The 17520-nt window shown below is 62.7% G+C and carries 15 protein-coding genes and 1 pseudogene; 6 read left to right on the top strand and 10 right to left on the bottom strand.

Annotated features, from left to right (window positions below; genetic code table 11):
• Nucleotides 1-184: 184 nt before the first annotated feature.
• Nucleotides 185-1660 carry an MFS transporter gene (locus VOM14_RS02495; protein ID WP_327627073.1) on the top strand — a complete coding sequence of 492 codons (1476 nt, stop codon included), beginning with the start codon at nt 185-187 and terminating at the stop codon, nt 1658-1660.
• A 178-nt stretch (nt 1661-1838) separates the two neighbouring features.
• Here the strand turns inward: VOM14_RS02495 and VOM14_RS02490 are convergent, their stop codons facing one another.
• The 3 genes from VOM14_RS02490 to VOM14_RS02480 all read right to left on the bottom strand — a co-directional run bounded on the left by VOM14_RS02490 (nt 1839) and on the right by VOM14_RS02480 (nt 3193).
• Entirely contained in the window at nt 1839-2111 is a 273-nt protein-coding gene (locus VOM14_RS02490) for a hypothetical protein (RefSeq protein ID WP_327627072.1), read from the bottom strand.
• A gap of 48 nt (nt 2112-2159) precedes the next feature.
• Nucleotides 2160-2591 carry a DoxX family protein gene (locus VOM14_RS02485; RefSeq protein WP_327627071.1) on the bottom strand — a complete coding sequence of 144 codons (432 nt, stop codon included), beginning with the start codon at nt 2589-2591 and terminating at the stop codon, nt 2160-2162.
• 137 nt (nt 2592-2728) lie between these two features.
• Nucleotides 2729-3193 (bottom strand): RbsD/FucU family protein, encoded by a 465-nt coding sequence (locus VOM14_RS02480; RefSeq protein WP_327627070.1) that lies wholly within the window; start codon nt 3191-3193, stop codon nt 2729-2731.
• A 258-nt stretch (nt 3194-3451) separates the two neighbouring features.
• Here VOM14_RS02480 and VOM14_RS02475 point away from each other — a divergent pair, with 258 nt between their 5' ends.
• The 3 genes from VOM14_RS02475 (at nt 3452) to flhC (ending at nt 6154) form a co-directional block, all read left to right on the top strand.
• On the top strand, nt 3452-4675 hold the full coding sequence (locus tag VOM14_RS02475; RefSeq protein ID WP_327627069.1) for a YeeE/YedE family protein: 1224 nt from the start codon (nt 3452-3454) through the stop codon (nt 4673-4675).
• Nucleotides 4676-5249: 574 nt separating this feature from the next.
• Nucleotides 5250-5570: a flagellar transcriptional regulator FlhD gene (flhD, locus tag VOM14_RS02470; protein ID WP_327627068.1), complete on the top strand. Its 321-nt coding sequence runs from the start codon at nt 5250-5252 to the stop codon at nt 5568-5570.
• Nucleotides 5571-5584: 14 nt separating this feature from the next.
• On the top strand, nt 5585-6154 hold the full coding sequence (flhC, locus tag VOM14_RS02465; RefSeq protein WP_327627067.1) for a flagellar transcriptional regulator FlhC: 570 nt from the start codon (nt 5585-5587) through the stop codon (nt 6152-6154).
• Between the two features lie 188 nt (nt 6155-6342).
• On the opposite strand, the pseudogene VOM14_RS02460 reads toward flhC, so the two are convergent.
• From VOM14_RS02460 to VOM14_RS02440, 5 genes and pseudogenes are all read right to left on the bottom strand, one after another.
• A pseudogene (locus VOM14_RS02460) lies at nt 6343-6537 on the bottom strand (divalent metal cation transporter); the annotation flags it as partial.
• A gap of 89 nt (nt 6538-6626) precedes the next feature.
• Nucleotides 6627-8177, bottom strand: a complete 1551-nt coding sequence (locus VOM14_RS02455; protein WP_327627066.1) for an efflux transporter outer membrane subunit — start codon at nt 8175-8177, stop codon at nt 6627-6629.
• Between the two features lie 13 nt (nt 8178-8190).
• Nucleotides 8191-11376: an efflux RND transporter permease subunit gene (locus VOM14_RS02450; protein ID WP_327627065.1), complete on the bottom strand. Its 3186-nt coding sequence runs from the start codon at nt 11374-11376 to the stop codon at nt 8191-8193.
• Between the two features lie 70 nt (nt 11377-11446).
• Complete coding sequence (locus tag VOM14_RS02445; RefSeq protein ID WP_327627064.1) at nt 11447-12655, bottom strand: efflux RND transporter periplasmic adaptor subunit; 1209 nt, start codon at nt 12653-12655, stop codon at nt 11447-11449.
• Nucleotides 12656-12677: 22 nt separating this feature from the next.
• On the bottom strand, nt 12678-13553 hold the full coding sequence (locus tag VOM14_RS02440) for an alpha/beta hydrolase (protein WP_327627063.1): 876 nt from the start codon (nt 13551-13553) through the stop codon (nt 12678-12680).
• Nucleotides 13554-13726: 173 nt separating this feature from the next.
• Between VOM14_RS02440 and VOM14_RS02435 the strand changes: the two genes are divergently transcribed.
• Both VOM14_RS02435 and VOM14_RS02430 read left to right on the top strand, forming a co-directional pair.
• A complete protein-coding gene (locus tag VOM14_RS02435; RefSeq protein WP_327627062.1) occupies nt 13727-14731 on the top strand; it encodes a LysR family transcriptional regulator in 1005 nt (334 codons plus the stop codon).
• Between the two features lie 224 nt (nt 14732-14955).
• The gene (locus tag VOM14_RS02430) at nt 14956-15264 is read left to right on the top strand and encodes a DUF4148 domain-containing protein (RefSeq protein ID WP_327627061.1); all 309 of its coding nucleotides are present in this window, start codon (nt 14956-14958) and stop codon (nt 15262-15264) included.
• A gap of 184 nt (nt 15265-15448) precedes the next feature.
• Here the strand turns inward: VOM14_RS02430 and VOM14_RS02425 are convergent, their stop codons facing one another.
• Nucleotides 15449-16507 carry a purine-nucleoside phosphorylase gene (locus VOM14_RS02425; protein ID WP_327627414.1) on the bottom strand — a complete coding sequence of 353 codons (1059 nt, stop codon included), beginning with the start codon at nt 16505-16507 and terminating at the stop codon, nt 15449-15451.
• A 92-nt stretch (nt 16508-16599) separates the two neighbouring features.
• Nucleotides 16600-17520, bottom strand: a complete 921-nt coding sequence (locus VOM14_RS02420) for a cation diffusion facilitator family transporter (RefSeq protein WP_327627060.1) — start codon at nt 17518-17520, stop codon at nt 16600-16602.

Raw genomic sequence — 17520 nt, 5'->3', positions numbered from 1 at the left:
TCGGGTGCGCCGTTTCCGTTTTGGGAGCAAGTTTCTCGACGCGCATTGGACGCGCATGGACACCCATGGGACGCGCCTGGAGCGCGTCTTGCGCGAGTTTTTCATCACGCCGGCAGCACCCGCGCTTTTCCGACATCGACACTTCACGCCGCCCCGAAACATGGCGCGCGCGATCAAGCCTACGATGGTACGCATGAACTCCTTAAAAAACCCCGTTTCGCCCGCCCTCGGCCGTGTGCTTGCGACCGTCAGCGTAGGCTTCGTCGTCACGCAACTCGACGTGACCATCGTCAACATCGCGCTGCCGGAAATCGGCGCGAACCTGCACGCGAATGTCGCGGGCCTGCAATGGGTCGTGGATGCCTACACGCTCGCCTTTGCCGTGCTGATGCTGTCGGCCGGCGCGCTCGGCGACCGCTTCGGCGCGCGCCGGCTGTACGCCGCGGGCATGGTGCTGTTCGCGCTGGCGTCGCTGGCGTGCGGACTGGCGCTCGACGCCACGATGCTGGTCGCCGCGCGCGCGCTGCAAGGCATCGGCGCCGCCGCGATGCTGCCCAATTCGCTGGCGCTCCTGAACCAGTCGTACGGGCACGATCCGAAGCTTCGCGCCCGCGCGGTCGGGCTATGGACGGCCGCGGGCGCGATCTCCATCGCGGCGGGCCCCGTCGCGGGCGGCCTGCTGATCGCGGCGTTCGGCTGGCGCAGCATCTTTCTCGTCAATCTGCCGATCTGCGCGGCCGGTTTCCTGGCGACCTTGCTGTGGGTGCCGCGTCCCGCCGACGCGCGCCCGAATCCGCAAAACGCGGCAAAAGCAGATGCGAGCCCGCGCGGCATCGACCTGAGCGGCCAGTCGCTCGCCATTGTCGCGTTGACCGCGTTCGTCGCCGCGGTGATCGAATGGCGGCCGCTCGGCGTGGGTCATCCGCTGGTGGCGGGCGGCTTCGTGCTGGCGGCGCTCGCCGGCGCCGCGTTCGTTTTTGTCGAGGCACGCGCGCTCGCGCCGATGCTGCCGCTCTCGCTCTTTCGCAAGCGCAGTTTCAGCGCGGCCGTGCTGTTCGGCATCAGCGTGAACCTGACTTACTACGGCATGGTGTTCGTGCTGAGCCTCTACCTTCAGCGGGTGCGCGGCTACACGCCGTTGCAGGCCGGCCTCGCGTTCCTGCCGCTGACGGGCGGCTTCCTGATTTCGAACGTGGCGAGCGGCTGGGTGGTTGGCCGCTTCGGCGTGCGCGTGCCGATGATCGCCGGTGCGATCACTGCCGGACTCGGCTACGGCCTGCTGCATTTCGTCGATGCGACCACGCCGCTCGTCGGCTTGCTGCTGCCGTTCCTGCTGATTCCGTCGGGCATGGGACTCGCCGTGCCGGCCATGACCACCGCCGTGCTGGCGTCGGCTGAAGCGCAACGCGCGGGCACCGCCTCGGCGGTGTTGAACACGGCGCGCCAGGCGGGCGGCGCGGTCGGTGTGGCCGCATTCGGCGCGCTCGCCAGCGGCTCGGCCGCCGCGCAAATCGTCTCGGGGATGCAAGCGGCCACTGCCATTTCAGTCGGTCTGCTCGTGTTCGGCGGCGTGATGAGCTGCCTCGTGCATCCGCAGCCGCATGCGTCGCCCTCGACGCGGCGCGAGATGAAGTCCACGCGGGTCGGCAATTCGCGTTGAGATCGCGCTTGTGCCGGGCGCTTGTGCCGGGCGCTTGTGCCATGCGCTCATGCCCTGCGCCTTTGCCGTCCCGTTATGCCGTCCGACGTAGACGGCTCAAAAAAAACGGCCCACGCGGATCGAGTCGCCGCGGGGGCCGTTAGTAGCGGAGAATCGCCGGTCTTCAATCAGGCGCGAGCTACAGCGCCGCTTCCTGAATCGTGCCGGTATTGAGCGCGGTTTCGATGAGTCCTTCGTTTTTGGCCTTGCTGATGGCGTCGGCGATCAGTTTTTCCGGGTCCTCGATCTCGGCCTTGATGGCGCCGAGGAAACCGGACGCATCCAGAATCACCAGCGTTTTCGCGGAATCGGCAAGGCTGATGATCACGCGATGCGGCGTGGGCCCTTCACCGAGACTCGCACACAGGTGCATGACCGTGTCGCCCATGGAATGCTCGAAATTCTGAATCATATGTGCTCCCTTGATTGCAACTGCAACGGACAGTGACGCGACGCGCGCTCACAGACCCAGGCCGCCGCGCGGCGCGCGCGCGCCGTCGATGCTGATACGCCCCGCGCCCGTCACGAACAGCAGCAGAAAACCCCCGGCGATTCCGATGTTCTTCCAGAAATGAATCACCATGTCGCGCTGCAAGGCGGCGTCCGTCACATTCCAGAAGTCGTGCCCCAGCACCGCCGTCGCCACCGTGTAGACGGCCATGATGAGCGCGAGCGGACGCACCTTGAAGCCGACGATCAGCAACAGCCCGCCCAAGGCCTCGATCGCGACGGCGATTGGCGCGGCGATCTGCACGAACGGCACGCCCTTCGAATGCAGATAGCCGGCAAAGCCCGCATAGCCCAGCAGTTTCATCACACCACCCCAGAGGAACAGAATCGCGAGAGCAAAACGTGCAATGAGAATAACGCCGGAATCGACGGGACGCGTCATGAGGGGCTCCTGAAGATGAATAAGCAGCAGACCCGGCCGAAAGGCCGCAGTTCCCTACTTTGCCTCTGAGCATATGTGCATTGCCCGCGCTTTCCAAGCGCGCACGCGGCCGACTGCGCGAAGCGGCAAAGCGTCGGCTAGGACCGCGGCGTGTCGGGAGCGAGCAAAACGCCTTTGGTGAAAACGAAGCAGCCGTATCCGCGTTCTTCGCCGGTGGCGATCACGCAATAGGTTCGACGCGCGCGCTCGTAAAACGCGAACCGTTCGATGGACGCGAACGGCACCGCCCGCCCTTCCGCGGCATCGACCTCGGCCTGCGCTTCGCGTTGCACGGCGGGAAGCGTGTGCGGCTCGCCGACGACTTCCATTCGCGACGCCGGTTGGTCGATGAACGTGTCGAGCGGCATCACCGAGAGCACGGCGCGGATCGCGCGCGGCGAACTCACGCCGTCCAGACGCAGCGGCTTGCCGAGCACCGTGCCGCGCGCAACGGAATCGGCGGGAAAATTGGCGTCGCAAATGACGAGTTCGTCGCCATGGCCCATGGACCGCAGCGCGTGAAGGATGTCGGCATTGAGCAGCGGATCGAGATTCTTAAGCACAGTGTCTCCATGCAGATTGACTGCGGTTATTCGGACGAGGCGCATCGCGGCAATTGATTGTAGCAAGCAGGATTGGCGTGTCGGGCGCGGGTCCCGTGTGTCCCTTGACGGCAAACGCGCGCCACATCGAGGCCGCCGACGCGCCGCCCGTCAGCGCGCACCCGCACGACGTGCTATCTTTTTCGATTGCTTTTTAACGTCGTCATTCAAACCACGCTTGCCGGGCCGCCGGCCGGCGCCGTTGCCTCTCAATTCACCATGTCCGATATTTCCACTTCTGTTCCACGCGCGCCCCGCCGTTTCGAGGTCAATCCGAAGCCGCTCGGCGCCGCGCTTCTCCTGCTCGCGCTCGGCGCCCTCTATCTCGCGCAGACGGTCAGCGGCCGCCAGGCCGCGCGGTATATCGTCGGCGCGCTGCTCGGCATGTCGCTCTACCACGCGGCGTTCGGCTTTACATCGGCGTGGCGGGTTTTTATCGCCGACGGCCGCGGCGCCGGCCTGCGCGCGCAAATGTTGATGCTCGCCGTGGGCGTCGTGCTGTTCTTCCCGGCGCTGGCTTCGGGCAGCCTGTTCGGCCATCCGGTCGCGGGGCTGGTCGCGCCCGCCGGCACGTCCGTGCTGGTCGGGGCGTTCATGTTCGGCATCGGCATGCAGTTGGGCGGCGGGTGTGCGTCCGGCACGCTGTACACGGTCGGCGGCGGCAGCACGCGGATGATCGTCACGCTCGCGGCATTTGTAACGGGCTCCGTCGTGGCGACCGCGCACATGCCGTTCTGGACCGCGCTGCCGGCCCTGAAACCCCTGTCGATGGTGAAAACGCTCGGCGCCGGTACGGCCATCGCGCTGAATCTCGCGATTTTCGCGGCGATCGCGGCGCTGACCGTGTTCATCGAGCGGCGGCGTCATGGGCGGCTGGTGAACGAGCCGGCGCGCGCGCCGCGCGCGTCGCCGTGGCTGCACGGGCCGTGGCCGCTGTTCGTCGGCGCGATTGCGCTCGTGCTGCTCAATTTCGCGACCCTCGCGCTGTCGGGCCGCCCGTGGGGCGTGACGTCCGCGTTCGCGTTGTGGGGCGCCAAGCTGTTCGGCGCGCTGGGCGTCGACGTGGTCAACTGGCCGTACTGGGCCACCCGCGCCAACGCGGGCGCGCTGGCCGCGCCTGTTACACACGACGTCACCACGGTGATGGACGTGGGCATCATTCTCGGCGCCATGGCGGCTGCGGCGCTCGCCGGGCGCTACGCGCCGGTGTGGAAGGTGCCGGCGCGCTCGCTGGTCGCGGCGGTGATCGGCGGCCTGATGCTCGGCTACGGCGCCCGTCTCGCCTATGGTTGCAACATCGGCGCCTATTTCAGCGGCATCGTCTCGGGCAGCCTGCACGGCTGGCTGTGGCTCGTCGCCGCATTCGCGGGAAACGTGCTGGGCACTCGCCTGCGCCCGATGTTCGGGCTGGAAGTCGAGCGGGTTCGCACGACCGGCTGCTGAAGCTGCTCAAACGTTACACGGGAAGTTACAAAGCCTTCCCGAATGCCGCCCCGGATGCTGCCCCGGATGCCGGATTTTGTAACCGGGGCGCCATCTATCCGTTACAACTTAAGTCTGTCCCCAAAGGCCGCAATTAAACGGTATTTATTACGCGTTTTGCTTTGGCCAATTTCCCTCCCATTCGTACCGGACTAAATTACCGGTTCTCCATCCGCCCTCCGGGTGTTGCGCGGACGATACGCGCAACACCCCGTCCAGCAAGGGCTTTCATGGATCGGACGAATTCCCGATCGACCCCAAAACCCATCCAGCATTGCGTATTACAGGCCCGTGAAAAAGTTACCGAAATTTGATGTATCTTTTTGAGATATTTTTTCGAGAAGGGATTGATTTCTTGTTTTGCCCTTCATACAATTCGTCCCGAGCTGTTACGAAATGTAACTCCTTGTATCAAATTGGTCGGCACCTGTTTCAGGGCACGACTCGTAGCCGAAGGACAACGTTTTCGGCGAGGCACAAAAGACATAACGGCACAAAGCCGACTTAGTAATTCGGGGCTTCGGAAACACAAAAAATGGACCGTAGCAGCGAGACGCTGGACTCAATCCGCGAAATTAACCTGTCGTACATCATGCTTGCGCAACGCATGTTGCGTGAGGACAAGCCGGTCGGAATGTTCCGCCTGGGACTGTCGTCGGAATTGGCTGATTTGCTTGCCGGGCTGTCGCTCGCGCAGATCGTCAAGCTGGCCTCTTCCGACCAGCTTTTGTGTTTCTTCCGCTTCAACGACCACGCGATGTTGTCGGCGTTGACGCAAACGACGAAGCACACCGCAGTTGCTCCGACTCACGCGGCGATCCTGCTTGCAGGCCAGCCCGCCGAGCAATTCGCTTAACCGGAGTGCCTGCGATGCTCAAGCGTAGCCTCACGGAAGATGCACAAGAAGTATTTCGTGCCATCGCGCTGATCGAACTCGGCGCACGCATGCAAGTGCTGGAGAGCGAGTTGACGCTCTCGCGCGATCGCATGATCCGCCTCTATCGCGAGGTGAAGGGCGTATCGCCGCCCAAGGGCATGCTGCCGTTTTCGGCGGACTGGTACATGACGTGGCTCGCGAACATCCACGCGTCGCTGTTCTATAACACGTACCTGTTCCTGAAGAACGAAGCGCGTTGCTCGCATCTCGATGCGCTGACCAAGGGCTATCGCCTGTATCTCGAACACTGCAAGCACAGCGAAACCGAACCGGTGCTGGATTTGACGCGCGCCTGGACGCTGGTGCGTTTCTTCGACGCCGACATTCTGCAATTGACGAGGTGCTGCCGTTGCACCGGCAAGTTCGTCGCGCACAAACACGATTTGCAGCACAACGTGGTGTGCGGCGCGTGCCAGCCGCCGTCGCGCGCCGGCAAGACGAAGAAAGCCGCAGCCGCTCGCCAGGAAGCAGCCGAAGCCGCGCAGGTCGCCGAAGCCGCCTGAGCCGCCTGCTCAATGTATTGACTCGATGACGGCTGGTCCGCCCGATTCGAACCGAAGCCTCAAGTTAAAAGGTCCGCCCAGTTTTTGAGCGGACCTTTTTTTGCGCCCGATTCGCGCAGCTCATTGCCCCCATCCCACCGTCTGCACGACGAGCCAAAGATTCGCCGCGGTAACCACAGCAAACAACGGGTGCCGACAAGCGGCGCGAGCAACCTGTATGCCTCTTCGAATTCGATCACGCCATAATGGCCGCTCGCATGAAACGCGGCGTCCGCGAGAATCAGGATCGCCATGGTGATCGAGAGCGCGGGCAACAGCGGCACGATCGTATCGATGCGCGACATGCCGATCGCGGAGCCGAGGCTCGCCGCGTCGCGCTTCACGACAGTGCAAAAAAGATTTGCAAACAAAAAAGCCGGATCGCGCTCGTCTCGCGATCCGGCTTTCCTCCAGCACTCCGTAATAAAAGCGCTTACTGCTTCGCCACCTGTTCAGCGGACGGCGACGCGGAACCCACCGTTGAATCGGCCGCCGAGGCCGCGCCCCAGCCGCCGCCGAGGGCGCGGATCAGATTCACCGTCGCCACCGCCTGCGTGCCCTGCAAATGGCTCGCTTGCAGTTGCGACGTGAGCACCTGCCGCTCGCCGTCGATCACGTCGAGATAACTCACCGCGCCTTCCGTGTACTGCGTGCGCGACAGATGCGCCGCGCGCTGCGACGCCTCTACTGCATTGTTCTGCTCGCGCATCTGGTCATCGAGCAGGCGCAGATCGGCCAGGTTGTCCTCGACTTCACGAAACGCCACCAGCACCTGCTGACGATATTGCGCGACGTCCTCGTCATATTTCGCGCGCGCCTGCGCGAGATTCGCCTTGCGACGTCCACCGTCGAATAACGGCACCGTCAACGCCGTGCCGGCCAGCGGCCCGAGAATGAACGCGCGACTCGACCACATGAACAGATCGCCCAACGTAGCCGACTCATAGCCGAATGCGCCGGTGATATCGAGCTTGGGGAAGAACGCCGACTTCGCGAGACCCACGCGCGCGTTTGCCGCCGCCATCGCGCGCTCGGCCGCCGACACATCCGGCCGGCGCTCCAGCAGCGCCGAAGGCAAACCAGGCGGCACACGCGCCGTGACCGGCACCAGCGGCGCTTCCGCGAACGAGAATTCCGCCGGCGGTTTGCCGAGCAGAATCGCGAGACCATGCTCCGACGCCGCGCGTTGACGCGCCACGCCGACCGCATCGGCACGCGCGCTCGCGAGTTCGTTGCGGGCTCGCGAAACATCCAGCTCGCCAATATCGCCTTCCTTGAAACGACGCTCGACGAGCTTCAACGCATCTTCACGTAACTCGACCGTGCGGCGATACAGGAGCTGATCCGTATCCAGCTCGCGCAACTGGAAGTAGTTTTGCGCGACGTCCGCCTGCAACGACAACTGCACCGAACGGAACAGCGCTTCGCTTTGCTGCTCGTCCGCACGGGAGGCGTTCACGTTCGACCCGACACGCCCGAACAGATCGGCCTCATACGACGCGCCCACTTGCGCGCGCCAGATGGTGCCCGTCGTGCCGCCCGCGCTATCCGGCTGCAATTGCGAGGCCGCCGACGCGCGTTCGCGAGTCGGACCGAAGCCCGCATCGAGTTTCGGAAACCAGTCCGAGCGAGCCGCGCGCGTCACCGCGCGCGCCTGCTGCACGCGCGCCGCGGCCGCCTTCAGGTCCTGATTCGCGGCTCCCGCCTGCGCTTCGAGCGCGTCGAGTTGGGGGTCGCCGAAAATCTTCCACCATTCCCCGCGATGCGTGTCGTCGGCGGGCTGCGCGGTCTTCCACGTGCCCGTGTCCTGCGCGGGGGCGGCCGATGCACCGGAAGCCGCGACCGGCGCTTCCTTGAATGCAACCGGCGTATCCACGTCGGGCCGTTTGTACGTGGGCTCCACCGAACATGCGGCGAGCAACGCAATCAGCAAACCGCTTGCGGCCGCGCGGCCCCATCCACGCAAAGATTCAAAGCGTTCCATTGTTCTTTTCTCCTCAGGCGTCCGTGACCGGCGCGCCAATGCGCGGCGAATCTTTCTGCGCGACGTGAATCGTTCCGCCGGCCAAAGTCCGCAGCACCACATAAAACACCGGCGTCAGCATCAGCCCGAACAACGTGACGCCGAGCATGCCGAAAAACACCGCGACGCCCATTGCGTGACGCATTTCCGAACCTGCTCCGGTCGACAACACCAGCGGCACCACGCCCATGATGAATGCAATCGACGTCATCAGAATTGGCCGCAAACGCAAGCGGCTCGCCTCGATGGCCGCCGACAGCGGCGTGTGTCCGTCGTGTTCGAGTTCGCGAGCGAACTCCACGATCAGAATCGCGTTCTTCGCCGACAGGCCCACCAGCACCATCAAACCAATCTGCGTGAAGATGTTGTTGTCGCCGCCCGTGAGCCACACACCGGTCAGCGCGGACAACACGCTCATCGGCACGATCAGGATCACCGCGAGCGGCAACGTCAAACTTTCATACAGTGCGGCGAGCACGAGGAACACGAGCAGCACGCTGATCGGGAACACCCACAAGCCCGCATTGCCGGCAAGAATCTGCTGATACGTCAGATCGGTCCATTCGAGCTTCACGCCGTGCGGCAACACTTCGGCCGCCACGCGCTCCGCCGCGGCTTGCGCCTGGCCCGACGAATAACCCGGCGCTGGTCCACCGTTGATGTCCGCAGCCGTATAGCCGTTGTAACGCACCACCATTTCCGGACCATAGGTCGGCGTCACTGTCACGAGCGACGACAACGGCACCATGTCGCCCGCGGCGTTGCGCGTCTTCAGTTGCAGGATGTCGTCGGCGCGTTGACGGAACGGCGCGTCCGCCTGCACCCGCACCTGATACACGCGGCCAAAGCGGTTGAAGTCGTTCACATACAGCGAACCCAGATAGATCTGCATCGTGTTGAACACATCCGTGACTGGCACGCCGAGTTGCTTGGCCTTCACGCGATCCAGGTCCACGTTCAGTTGCGGCACGTTGATCTGATAGCTGGAGAAGGTCGGACCGAGTTCAGGCGTTTGCGCCGCCTTCTTCACGAAGGCTTCCGCGGCCTTGTTCAACTCCGCATAACCGACTGCGCCGTGATCCTCCAACTGCAACTTGAAGCCGCCCAGCGTGCCGAGACCGAGCACCGGCGGTGGCGGAAACACCGCGACGAACGAATCCTTGATCGCGCCATATTGCTGATTCAACGCACCCGCAATCGCACCCGCCGAGAGCTTCTTGTCGCCGCGCTCCTTAAACGGCTTGAGCGTGACGAACACGATGCCCGCGCTCGAACTGTTGGTGAAGCCGTTCACCGACAAACCCGGAAACGCCACCGCGCTTTCCACGCCTTTCTGCTTGAGCGCGATCGCGCTCATATCGCGAATCACCTTCTCCGTGCGATCGAGCGATGCGCCGTTCGGCAACTGCGCAAACGCGATCAGATACTCCTTGTCCTGCGCGGGCACGAAGCCGCCCGGCACGACACGCGAAATCAGAACGGCCGCGCCGAGCAGGACCGCGTACACCGCGAGCATCGCGCCCTTGCGGCGCAGCACGCCGCTCACGCCGCGTCCATAAGCCGTCGAGCCGCGATGAAACACCTTGTTGAAGCCCTTGAAAAAGCGGCCCAGCACGCGGTTCATCACACGCGTCAGGAAGTCTTCCTTCGCGCCGTGACTGCGCAGCAGCATCGCGGACAATGCCGGCGAAAGCGTCAGCGAATTGAACGCCGAGATCACCGTCGAGATCGCGATGGTCATCGCGAACTGCTTGTAGAACTGCCCCGTGAGACCCGTCATGAACGCGAGCGGCACGAACACCGCGACCAGCGTGAGCGCGATGGCGATGATCGGCCCGCTCACTTCCTGCATGGCCTTATACGTCGCGTCGCGCGCACTCAAGCCGTTTTCGATGTTCCGTTCGACGTTCTCCACCACCACGATCGCATCGTCCACCACGATGCCGATGGCGAGCACCATGCCGAACAGCGACAGCGCGTTGATCGAAAATCCGAATGCCAGCAGCAGCGAGAACGTTCCGACAATCGACACCGGCACCGCGATCAACGGAATGATCGACGCACGCCACGTCTGCAGGAACACGATCACGACGAGCACCACGAGCGCGATGGCTTCGAGCAGCGTATGCACGACCGCCTCGATACTCGAACGCACGAACTGCGTCGGGTCATAGACGATCTTGTATTCGACGCCCGCCGGCATGTCTTGCGCGAGGTCCTTCATCGCGGCGCGCACTTCGTCGGAAATCGCGAGCGAGTTCGCGCCCGGCGCCTGATTGATGGCGAGCGCGACCGCCGGCTTGTTGTCGAGCAGCGAACGCAGGCCGTATTCCGACGCCGCCAGCTCGATGCGCGCAACGTCGCGCAGATACGTCACGCCGCCGTCGGGCGCGGTCTTCACCACGATGTCGCCGAATTCGCCTTCCGTCTTCAGGCGGCCACGCGCATTCACCGACAACTGCAATTGCGTGCCCGGCACCGAAGGCGATGCGCCGATCACACCGGCCGCCACCTGAATGTTCTGCTCGCGAATCGCGTTGACCACTTCGGTCGCGGTCAAACCGCGTTGCGCGACCTTCTGCGGATCGAGCCACACGCGCATCGCGTAGTCACCCGAGCCCCACAACTGCACCTCGCCGACGCCCTGAATTCGCGCGAGCCGGTCCTTGACGTTCAGCAGCGCGTAATTGCGCAAATACGTCATGTCGTAGCGATCATTCGGCGAGATCAGGTGCACCACCATGGTCAGCGTGGGCGAACTCTTGATGGTCGTCACGCCGAGCCGTTGCACGTCTTCCGGCAAACGCGGCAGCGCCTGGTTCACGCGGTTCTGCACGAGCTGCGTGGCAAGGTCCGGATTGGTGCCGAGCTTGAAGGTCACCGTCAGCGTGAGATTGCCGTCGCTATTCGCTTGCGACTGCATATACAGCATGTTCTCGACGCCGTTGATCTGCTCTTCGAGCGGCGAAGCAACCGCTTCGGCAATCACTTTCGGATTCGCGCCCGGATACTGGGCGTGCACGACGACCGAGGGCGGCACGACTTCCGGGTATTCGGAGATCGGCAGCTTGAAGAGCGAAATGACGCCCGCCAGCAGAACCAATACCGATAGCACGCCCGCAAAAATTGGCCTGTCGATGAAGAATTTGGAAATGTTCATTGGAAGCTCTTGATGTTTGGAGCAAGCGGTTCGCGCAAGCGCCGCGCATAGCATCGCGCGGCGGCGACGCTCACGAATTCTTGTCCGCTTTGGCGCGCGCCTGCGCGAGCGGCGCGCTGTTCGGGTCCTGATCGGTCGTCATGGGCACCACATGCGCGCGCACCGAATCGCCTGGACGCACACGCTGCACGCCATTCACCACAATCCGGTCGCCCGCTTTCAGGCCGCCCTTCACGACACGCAGATTGCCCTGCATGCCGCCCACCGTGATCTCGCGATACGCGACGTGACTGTTCTGATCGACCACCAGCACGAACTTCTTGTCCTGGTCGGTGCCCACGGCGGCGTCGTCGATCAGCAGCGCCGAATGCGGTTCGCTGCCGCCCACTTTGACGCGTGCATACAGGCCTGGAATGAGCGTGCCGTCCTGATTGTCGAAACGCGCGCGCACGCGGATCGTGCCCGACGACGTATCGAGGCGGTTGTCCACCGATTCGATCGTGCCGCTGCGCGAGTAGCCGCTTTCGTCTGCGAGACCGAGTTCGACCGGCACCTTGCGGCCGTCTTTGGCACGGCTCAGGTATTGCAGATAGGTTTGTTCGTCCGCGTCGAACGATGCGTAGATCGGCGACACCGACACGAGCGTGGTGAGCGCCGCCGAGCCCGCGCCCGCCGACACCACGTTGCCCACCGTGATCTCCGCGCGCGACACGCGGCCTGACACCGGCGCGGCGATCTTCGTGTAGCCGAGATTGATGCGCGCGGTTTCGAGTGCGGCTTGCGCGGCCTTCAGGTTCGCGCTCGCTTCGCGCGCGGCGTTCTGCTTCTCGTCGTAATCGCGCCTGGCAATCGCGTTATCGGCGATCAGGCGCTGCGCGCGCTCCCAGTCGCTTTGCGTGTAGCCCGTGCGCGCCTGGGCGGCCGCAAGCTGGGCTTCCGCGCGATCCACTTCGGCCGCATACGGACGCGGGTCGATCACGAACAGCGTGTCGCCCTTCTTCACGAGCGCGCCATCCTTGAAGTTGACGGACACGATCGTGCCCGGCACCTGCGAACGCACGTCCACTTTCTCGACGGCTTCGAGACGGCCCGAATAGCTCTGCCAGTCGGTGATGGTTTTCTGCACCACGGTGGCGACATCGACTTCCGGCACGATGGTCGGCGCGGCAGGCGAGCTTGCATCCACACGAATCGCGCCGAACGTGCCCAGTCCGGCAACGACAATCACGGCAAGCGCGGCAATAGCCACACGGCGACGGGAAAGAGGAAGGATGGTCATTGAATGCTCCCGATATCGTTGATTAAAGTTCTGCTTGTTTCTGTTTCAGCGATGAGCGCGCGTCGAAGCGCCACTGAAAAAATCGCACCGCTTCCTGCAAGGCGGGCGGATGATCGGCCAATGCCGCATGCGAGACCGCCGGATAGCGGACCACCTGAGTCAGCACGCCCGCGTCGATCAGACTGCTCGCGTATTTCTCCGCTTCCACATGCAGCACATCGTTTTGCGCCGTCGCGATCAGCGTGGCCGGCAAGCCCGCGAGCCGCGACGATTCGAGCGGCGCCGCATACGGATGCATGCGTTGCGACGCTTGCGGAAGATATGCGCGATAACAGGCCGCGCACTCTCTCGCGGTGATGTCCGAGCCGAGGCGCTTTTCATCGCCGAGCCGCGTGAGGCTCGGATCGAGCATCGGTCCGAACAGCGCCTGCGCAACGATCTGCACGTCGCCGCGATCACGCGCGATGAAAGCGAGGCAATTGGCCAATTGACCGCCTGCATCGTGCCCGGCAACCCCAAGCTTTCTGCTATTGCCGCCAAATGCGCGCGCCCGCGTCTGTACCCACAAGGCCGCGCGATGTGCGTCTTCAGGCGCGGCGGGAAACGGAAACGCCGGCGCGAGCGAATAGCCGACCGACACGACTAATGCCGGTAAGTGTTCTGCGAAATAAAGCGAGGCGAAGTCGGCCTGATCGATAGAACCTTTCGTAAAGCCGCCGCCGTGAAAATAAAGCAGTACCGGCAGTGCGGTTTTCTTTTGCTGCCGGTACAAACGCAACGTAATGTCCTGCGCGTGCCCTTCTATTTGCACGTCAGTGACTTCCAGTGCCGTACTGCCGGCCTCGACCAGCGCACTGCCGGTGGGCACAAAAGAGTACGGCGGTTTAAATGCTTCCATGTCGGGCCGCGCAACGCGCAAAGAACTTCAATGGTGCGAATTGTGGGTTCGGCAGACTCGTAAATAAATGCCTATAATCCGGCAACACAATTCGGCGCCCCTGAACAATCCAGTGCGATTGCTCTGGGGATTCGAATCCTGCTCAGTACGCCTGCTCCTTCTGGAGGTTTGCAATGGACCGGCTTCAGGCCATGCAAGTGTTCACGCGTGTCGTCGACACCAACAGCTTTACCCGCGCATCGGAAACGCTCGACCTGCCGCGCGCATCGGTCACCACGATCATTCAGAACCTCGAAGCGTTCCTCGGCACGCGGCTCATGCATCGCACCACGCGGCGTTTGTCGCTCACGCCAGACGGCGCTGCGTATTACGAGCGCTGCGTGCGCATCCTCGCGGACGTCGAGGAAACCGAGGCCAGTTTTCAGAGCGGCAATAAAAAGCCGCACGGCAAGCTGCGTATCGACATGCCAGGGTCGATTGGCCGCTTGCTGGTGATTCCTCAACTCTGCGAATTTCACAAACGTTATCCCGACATCGACCTGCAACTCGGCTTGTCGGACCGGCCGGTGGATCTGTTGCAGGAAGGCGTGGATTGCGTGGTGCGCGTCGGCGCGCTACAGGATTCCTCGCTGGTGGCGCGGCGTATTGGCCTCTTTGAGGGCGTGACGTGCGCGGCCCCGGAATATATCGGGCGCGCCGGTATGCCGGCTTCACTCGAAGACCTTGAAAATCACAAAGCAGTCAACTACTTCTCGAGCCGCACAGGACGCACGCTCGATTGGGCGTTCATGGTTGAAGGCAAAGAGGTTGAAGTAAAAATGAAGAGCATCGTTTCGGTCAACGACGCGGATGCTTACGTGACCTGCGGGCTTGAGGGCTTTGGCCTGATTCAGCCGGCGCTATTCATGGTGCTGCCGCATCTGCGTTCGGGCCAGCTCGTTGAAGTTCTGCCCGAGTTAAAGCCTTTGCCGATGCCTATTTCCGCAGTCTATCCGCACAGTCGGCATCTGTCGCCTAAAGTCCGTGTTTTCGTAGACTGGATTGCGGAAGTGTTCGACCGCTGCCCATTGTTGAGTGGCCGCGGCACACTCGACGCAACCTGTTCGAAGCGCACGCTCGAAGAACGCGAGTCCGCTCCGCTGCTCGACACGCCTGTCATTTCCGAATGGGTCGCATGAGTCAATTGAATTGAAAGTACAGAAAGTGGAACAGTGAATTCCAGCCGCGGCTCTAATGCCGCGGTTCTTCTTTCCGCCTGCATCAATACCGCTCTTCGCGCGATTGTTCTGGAATCGCGACAATTCATTTCGCGAAACCACGATTTATCGACGCCCTCTCGAAGTCTACATTTCACCCTGTCGCAGCGCCGCTTGTGCTGCAAATGAATCGACAGGAGTGAATCATGAAACGCAATCTTCTCGCAGGTCTTGCTCTTTCGCTGCTTGTCAGCGCTCCGGTGTTCGCGCAAAGCAACGGCGGCGGCATTGGTCACGCGGGCAGTTATCAGACTCAGCCCACTGCCACGGCGAGCGGCAAAACGCGCGCCGACGTGCAAGCCGAACTCGTTGCGGCCTATCGTGACGGTTCGCTGCCCGCGCTGAATCGCACGACGTATCCGAACAAAGGGTTGATCGGTCAAACGCAGGCGGCGCGTATCGCGTTGCAGGAAGGAACGAGTGGCGACGTCACGCGTGTGGCGAATGGCCAGTGAGCGTTCAACGTAAAAAGCACCTAAATAGTCAGGTTTCCAGAATAAATGGAGTAGATCATGGCGCCTTCTGAACTCGATCATTGGAATACGGACGCGCCCGTGTGGACGCCGTATCGCGCACCACAGCGGTAAGTGTCGTGCGTCAGTGCAGCGCGGGTCACTCGATGCGGTCCGCGCCTGCTTTCTAGCGTTTTGGCACGCCTTCGCGCCAGTCGCCCCAATGCGTGACGATGTCCTGCACCAGCGGATTACCTGAGCGATAGAGGTTTTCCAGTGCAATGGAAAAGCCGCCTTGCGCGGCGTAATTCAGCAGATTGTCCGCGCTGGTCTGTCCGTCGTAAGGGCGGTCGAAGTCCGAACCCGCACGCAACACGGCAACGCGGTTCAGATCCACCTTATGGACCGACGCCGCGCGTTTTAGCGCTTCATACGTGGCATTGTCTTCCTGCTGCGTGGTGCAATACACGCCCTTTCCATCGGTGAGAATTTTTGTCCAGTCGCGGGCGCGTTGCCCGATCAGCGTGCCCGACCACCATGTATCGCCCGCCAGGGTATCGCATTGAATCACCGTGGGCGGACGATTCGCCGGCGCATACGAATACTTCGCGCGCGCGGCCTGTGCCTGCGCGTCGTCCGACAGCTGGACGTTGCGCGACAAGGCAAATGCCGTATCGGCGAGTTGCGTGTTGAGCTGGAATACCTCGGTCCGATAATCGAGCGGCGGCTTGTCTGAAGGGCTTTTCGTGTTGATGCCGAGATAGCCGGTGTTCCAGCCCGCAGGAATCTCGCGCCCGTCGATTTCCCATTGAATCCCGAAGTCGACGAGGTACTTCGCCCATGCGGCGGACCCCACGGTGCCCTGTTGAGGATCGATGCCGGCAATGCCCGCGACCATGAAGTACGTATGCCGCAAATCGAATCGCGGCGAAAACGTCAACGCCATGATCGACGCGGCGGCGTTGGTGTGCCCCATTCCCGTCGTCATCACGCAGATCTCCTGACGGTTGCAATGCACAGCCGGATAGTCAGGCGATAAGCCGTCTACAGGAATGTCACGCCACGGCCCGAGCCTATCGAGCCAGACCTGGCCTTCCGGACCGAACATCGAAATGATCATGACCTTGACGGGGCGTCCGTGCAAGCCGCCGTCGTCGTTGTCGTCCGCGCTGGCGGGTCCGGAAGTGAAGGCCGCGCATGCCGCGAGTGCGATGACGGAAAGAGCGCCGAGTGTGCGAGTCAGCATCATGTTCTTCCTTTTGCCTGTGATGCGAATTGGGAGAATGCCGCTTTCAAGCCGAAAGAAGTATAGATGCGAGAAATTCCTTTTCCACTACGTCATGCGTTATTTGTCGAAACGCGCGGCACGTCCGGTTCGAAAAACACCCAGCGCACTTGCGGAAACGCCGCCTGCAAATCGGCCTCGATCACGTTGATCGCATCGACCATCGCGCGGCCGCTTACGTAGTCGATCATTTCAGCCTGCACCGCCACCACGACGTGGCGTCCCCATTGCAGCGTAATCATATTGATGATGCTGCGAATTTCCGCGCGCGCATTCAGATGCGCCTCGATCGCGCGGCGCACTTCGGGGCTCGCCGATTCGCCGACGATCATCGACTTGACCTCGCGCGCCACCAGCGCGGCAATCATCATCAACAGCACGCCAACGGCGATCGAGCCGCACGCGTCATAAAGAGGATTGCCCGTGACCAACGTGAGCAGCACGGCGGCAAAGGCCATCGCAAGGCCGGCTAGTGCGGCGATATCTTCGCCCGCGACCACCAGCAGATCCGACTCGCGCGTTTCGCGAAACCAGCGCCACATGCTTTTGTCGGGATGCACTCTGCGGATTTCCTTCAGCGCGCCCCACAGCGAAAACGCTTCGAGCACGACTGAAACGCCCAGCACGACGAGCGCGACATACGCGTACTGCAAAGGCTCGCGCGCGATCACACGATGCACGCCTTCATACACGGAGAACGCGCCGCCGACAAAAAACAGCAGCAACGCGACGAGCAGCGAATAGAAGTTGATCTCGCGGCCGCTGCCCATGGGATGCAACGGGCTCGCGGGCCGGCGCGCCTGGCGCAGGCCGAACAGCAGCAACAATTGATTACCGCAGTCGGCGGTGGAGTGAATGGCTTCGGCGAACATCGAACCGGAACCGGTGAACGACGCGGCGGCAAACTTGCAGACAGCAATGCCGAAGTTGGCGGCGAGCGCATAAATAATGGCTTTCGGCGATTCTTCTTTCAT

Source organism: Paraburkholderia sp. MPAMCS5 (assembly GCF_036016995.1).
Classification (GTDB): domain Bacteria; phylum Pseudomonadota; class Gammaproteobacteria; order Burkholderiales; family Burkholderiaceae; genus Paraburkholderia.
This window is presented reverse-complemented; position numbering and strand designations above follow the sequence as displayed.